Source organism: [Ruminococcus] torques ATCC 27756 (assembly GCF_000153925.1).
Taxonomy (GTDB): Bacteria; Bacillota; Clostridia; order Lachnospirales; family Lachnospiraceae; genus Mediterraneibacter; species Mediterraneibacter torques.
The window spans coordinates 1,506-6,660 of the sequence record NZ_DS264352.1 but is presented as its reverse complement, the minus strand read 5'-3'; the positions used below and the strand labels follow the sequence as shown (position 1 = coordinate 6,660).

Annotated in this window: 1 protein-coding gene, 4 rRNA genes and 1 other annotated feature (1 of these 6 running past the window's edge); of the genes, 1 reads left to right on the top strand and 4 read right to left on the bottom strand. The window is 48.8% G+C overall.

All coding sequences use genetic code 11. The features are described 5' to 3' along the window. Positions 1-342, bottom strand: a sequence feature (23S ribosomal RNA rRNA prediction is too short). A 58-nt stretch (positions 343-400) separates the two neighbouring features. Both RUMTOR_RS14045 and rrf read right to left on the bottom strand, forming a co-directional pair. Beyond that, positions 401-2,492: ribosomal RNA gene (locus RUMTOR_RS14045) — 23S ribosomal RNA — on the bottom strand. 519 nt (positions 2,493-3,011) lie between these two features. Next, positions 3,012-3,129: ribosomal RNA gene (gene rrf / locus RUMTOR_RS06370) — 5S ribosomal RNA — on the bottom strand. A gap of 71 nt (positions 3,130-3,200) precedes the next feature. Here rrf and RUMTOR_RS13255 point away from each other — a divergent pair. After that, on the top strand, positions 3,201-3,371 hold the full coding sequence (locus RUMTOR_RS13255) for a hypothetical protein (protein WP_207634932.1): 171 nt from the start codon (positions 3,201-3,203) through the stop codon (positions 3,369-3,371). Here the strand turns inward: RUMTOR_RS13255 and RUMTOR_RS06365 are convergent. Together RUMTOR_RS06365 and RUMTOR_RS13625 are read right to left on the bottom strand one after the other, a co-directional pair. Further along, a 16S ribosomal RNA gene (locus tag RUMTOR_RS06365) occupies positions 3,361-4,892 on the bottom strand. The genes RUMTOR_RS13255 and RUMTOR_RS06365 overlap by 11 nt on opposite strands. Before the next feature lie 69 nt (positions 4,893-4,961). Continuing rightward, positions 4,962-5,155 (bottom strand): 16S ribosomal RNA (locus RUMTOR_RS13625) (it continues 1,159 nt past the right edge of the window). Together the 16S, 23S and 5S rRNA genes form the textbook arrangement of a ribosomal RNA operon.

The window sequence follows — 5,155 nt, the reverse complement described above, 5'->3', positions numbered from 1 at the left end:
TGGCAATCCCACTTTATACCACCGGATCACTAAGTCCTACTTTCGTACCTGCTCCACCCGTCGGTGTCGCAGTCAAGCTCCCTTCTGCCTTTGCACTCTTCGAATGGTTTCCAACCATTCTGAGGGAACCTTTGAGCGCCTCCGATACCCTTTCGGAGGCGACCGCCCCAGTCAAACTCCCCACCTGACATTGTCCCCCAGCCGGATCACGGCTGCTGGTTAGAAACCCAATACTGCAAGGGTGGTATCCCAACATTGACTCCATGGCAACTGGCGTCACCACTTCCTAGTCTCCCACCTATCCTGTACATGCAATATCGAATCCCAGTATCAAGCTAGAGTAAAGCTCCATGGGGTCTTTCCGTCCTGGCGCAGGTAACCAGCATCTTCACTGGTATTTCAATTTCACCGGGTGCATTGTTGAGACAGTGCCCAAATCATTACGCCTTTCGTGCGGGTCGGAACTTACCCGACAAGGAATTTCGCTACCTTAGGACCGTTATAGTTACGGCCGCCGTTTACTGGGGCTTAAGTTCAAAGCTTCGCTTGCGCTAACCTCTCCCCTTAACCTTCCAGCACCGGGCAGGCGTCAGCCCATATACCTCACCTTTCGGTTTCGCATAGACCTGTGTTTTTGCTAAACAGTTGCTTGGGCCAATTCTCTGCGGCCATTCGCATGGCACTCCTTCTCCCGAAGTTACGGAGTCATTTTGCCGAGTTCCTTAACAATGCTTCTCCCGTCGACCTTAGGATTCTCTCCTCATCCACCTGTGTCGGTTTACGGTACGGGTATCCTGTAAACAATAGCGGCTTTTCTTGGCAGCCAGCTCACACACTTCTCTACTTCTTTTCGATCCGCATCACGTCTTCGGATTGCACACCGGATTTGCCTGATGTACTCCTACCTCGCTTGCACCGGTCTTTCCATTCCCGGCTTGTGCTCTCTGTCTGCGTCCCCACAGTTCTGTTACAGGATAGTACAGGAATTTCAACCTGTTATCCATCGACTACGTCTTTCGACCTCGCCTTAGGGCCCCGACTTACCCAGGGCAGATCAGCTTTACCCTGTAAACCTTAGATATTCGGCCAAGAGGATTCTCACCTCTTTCTCGCTACTCATTCCGGCATTCTCTCTTCTTAAAAATCCACTGCTCCTTTCGGTACAGCTTCGTCTCTTTAAGAATGCTCCTCTACCGATGAACAGTGATCAACGCAGACCAACAGCAGTCTGTTTCATCTGTTTTGGAATCTTCTTGATTTCATCAAGAAGCTTTCCTCTTGCATTGATCTGTATTGATCACTGTTCATCCCTGAGCTTCGGCAGTGTGTTTCAGCCCCGGACATTTTCGGCGCAGGACCTCTCGACTAGTGAGCTATTACGCACTCTTTTAATGGATGGCTGCTTCTAAGCCAACATCCTAGTTGTCTTCGAAATCCCACATCCTTTTCCACTTAACACACATTTTGGGGCCTTAGCTGCAGGTCTGGGCTCTTTCCCTTTCGACTACCCAACTTATCTCGGATAGTCTGACTCCCATACATCATCTACACGGCATTCGGAGTTTGATATCCCTTGGTAAGCTTTGACGCCCCCGTAGGAATTCAGTGCTCTACCTCCGCAAGACTTGTATGAGGCTAGCCCTAAAGCTATTTCGAGGAGAACCAGCTATCTCCGGGTTCGATTGGAATTTCTCCCCTATCCACACCTCATCCCCACCCTTTTCAACGGATGTGGGTTCGGTCCTCCATTGCCTTTTACGGCAACTTCAACCTGGACATGGATAGATCACCCGGTTTCGGGTCTACTCCGACTGACTTTCGCCCTGTTCAGACTTGGTTTCCCTTCGGCTCCGCACCTTCAGTGCTTAACCTCGCCAGCCAGCGTAACTCGCCGGACCGTTCTACAAAAAGTACGCGGTTCATCATATAAAGATGTTCCACAGCTTGTAAACATATGGTTTCAGGTTCTTTTTCACTCCCCTCCCGGGGTCCTTTTCACCTTTCCTTCACAGTACTATGCGCTATCGGTCACTAAGGAGTATTTAGCCTTACGGGGTGGTCCCCGCATATTCAGTCAAGGTTCCACGTGTCTCGACCTACTCTGGATACCGCCATGTCAACTCGCCTTTCGCTTACGGGACTTTCACCCTCTTTGGTCAGCTTTCCCAAAACTGTTCTGCTAAACTTGTTGAATCAATTCCGCGGTCCGAACCCCGGGATGCACGCATCCCGGTTTGGGCTCTTCCGTTTTCGCTCGCCGCTACTCACAGAATCACATGTTGTTTTCTCTTCCTCCGGCTACTTAGATGTTTCAGTTCACCGGGTTCCCTTCCTGACGTTATGGATTGGCGTCAGGATAACTGAGGTTTGCTCAGTTAGGTTTCCCCATTCAGAAATCTCCGGATCGATGGGTATTTGCCCCTCCCCGAAGCTTTTCGCAGCTTATCACGTCTTTCATCGGCTCTTAGTGCCAAGGCATCCACCATACGCTCTTATCAGCATAACCAAACGATAGTTGTTCACGGGAATGAACTTCTATCCACACATGTATAGCGTTACATGTGTTGGTTCTAGGCCAATTTATTTTTAGTTTGTTTTCTTCAAACTTTATAGTAATTGTTAAATAACATTACCTCGGATGTCTTGATTAGATATTTTATCTTATCATTGATTTTCTCTGTATGCAGTTTTCAAGGTACATAAAGATGCGAGCGTAACAAAAATCGGTATCGCGTGGAAAATTCATTTTCCTAAGCGATCTTGATTTTTGATGCATTGGCATGTAATGCCATGAGCGATAAAACCAAAGGTTTTTGAGCTTCGCATCCTGACTGACTGTTCATCAGTCATTAGAACTTAAAATCTCTTTTAAACTCTAATCACTGGTGAACCCAGTTATTCCAACAGCACTGCCCTGCTGATTGGGTTGGCTTTGATAAGTTGTTGCTCATCCCTGCCTGTATTTATTCTAAACTTCGACAGCGTTTCTGTCTTCGTTTTTTCTTTTTTTGATTTGGCGGCCACCTACTCTCCCACACCGTCTCCAGTGCAGTACCATCGGCCGTTCAGGTCTTAACCATCGTGTTCGGGATGGGAACGGGTGTTACCCCTGAACGCATCGCCACCAAAAAGTTTTGTCATCCTTGATGACTAAACAATAGACAACGACTCACTCTACTTCTTCTTCCGTTTTAGTTGGATTGTTCCAGACGAAAGAAGTTATTTCTTCCGTTTTAGTTGGATTGTTCCAGACGAAAGAAGTTATTTCTTCCGTTTTAGTTGGATTGTTCCAGACGAAAGAAGTTATTTCTTCCGTTTTAGTTGGATTGTTCCAGACGAAAGAAGTTATTTCTTCCTTAGAAAGGAGGTGATCCAGCCGCACCTTCCGATACGGCTACCTTGTTACGACTTCACCCCCAGTTATCGGTCCCGCCTTCGGCAGCTCCCTCCTTACGGTTGGGTCACTGACTTCGGGCGTTACTGACTCCCATGGTGTGACGGGCGGTGTGTACAAGACCCGGGAACGTATTCACCGCGACATTCTGATTCGCGATTACTAGCGATTCCAGCTTCATGTAGTCGAGTTGCAGACTACAATCCGAACTGAGACGTTATTTTTGGGATTTGCTCCACCTCGCGGTCTCGCTTCCCTTTGTTTACGCCATTGTAGCACGTGTGTAGCCCTGCTCATAAGGGGCATGATGATTTGACGTCATCCCCACCTTCCTCCGGGTTATCCCCGGCAGTCTCTCTAGAGTGCCCGGCCTGGCCGCTGGCTACTAAAGATAGGGGTTGCGCTCGTTGCGGGACTTAACCCAACATCTCACGACACGAGCTGACGACAACCATGCACCACCTGTCTCCGCTGCCCCGAAGGGAAGGACGCATTACCGTCCGGTCAGCGGGATGTCAAGAGCAGGTAAGGTTCTTCGCGTTGCTTCGAATTAAACCACATGCTCCACCGCTTGTGCGGGTCCCCGTCAATTCCTTTGAGTTTCATTCTTGCGAACGTACTCCCCAGGTGGACTACTTATTGCGTTTGCTGCGGCACCGAATGGCTTTGCCACCCGACACCTAGTAGTCATCGTTTACGGCGTGGACTACCAGGGTATCTAATCCTGTTTGCTCCCCACGCTTTCGAGCCTCAACGTCAGTTACTGTCCAGTAAGCCGCCTTCGCCACTGGTGTTCCTCCTAATATCTACGCATTTCACCGCTACACTAGGAATTCCACTTACCTCTCCAGCACTCTAGATGAACAGTTTCCAATGCAGTCCCGGGGTTGAGCCCCGGGTTTTCACATCAGACTTGCCCATCCGTCTACGCTCCCTTTACACCCAGTAAATCCGGATAACGCTTGCACCATACGTATTACCGCGGCTGCTGGCACGTATTTAGCCGGTGCTTCTTAGTCAGGTACCGTCATTTTCTTCCCTGCTGATAGAGCTTTACATACCGAAATACTTCTTCGCTCACGCGGCGTCGCTGCATCAGGGTTTCCCCCATTGTGCAATATTCCCCACTGCTGCCTCCCGTAGGAGTTTGGGCCGTGTCTCAGTCCCAATGTGGCCGGCCACCCTCTCAGGTCGGCTACTGATCGTCGCCTTGGTAAGCCGTTACCTTACCAACTAGCTAATCAGACGCGGGTCCATCTCATACCACCGGAGTTTTTACCCCCGCACCATGCGGTGCTGTGGTCTTATGCGGTATTAGCAGTCATTTCTAACTGTTATCCCCCTGTATGAGGCAGGTTACCCACGCGTTACTCACCCGTCCGCCGCTCAGTCACAATCCTCTTCATCCGAAGAATCTAAGCAAAGTGCTTCGCTCGACTTGCATGTGTTAGGCACGCCGCCAGCGTTCATCCTGAGCCAGGATCAAACTCTCGTTAAAAGTGTTTGTCTTGGTCAAGAATCACTACTAGCAATTCTTTCCCTCTTTACTGTTTTGGCATTGAACACTTAATGAGTCTCTCACGAATTTAGTGTGAAAGCCGAACCTCATCTTGTATCAATGTAGTTCTTAAAAATTTTTCTCTTTAAAGAAATTTTCAAGGGTTGTTGTCTATTGTTCAGTTATCAAGGTTCTTTCTCTGTTCTGTCTCAAGCGACAGCTTTTATATTCTATCAAAAGCTTTATCATTTGTCAAGAACTTT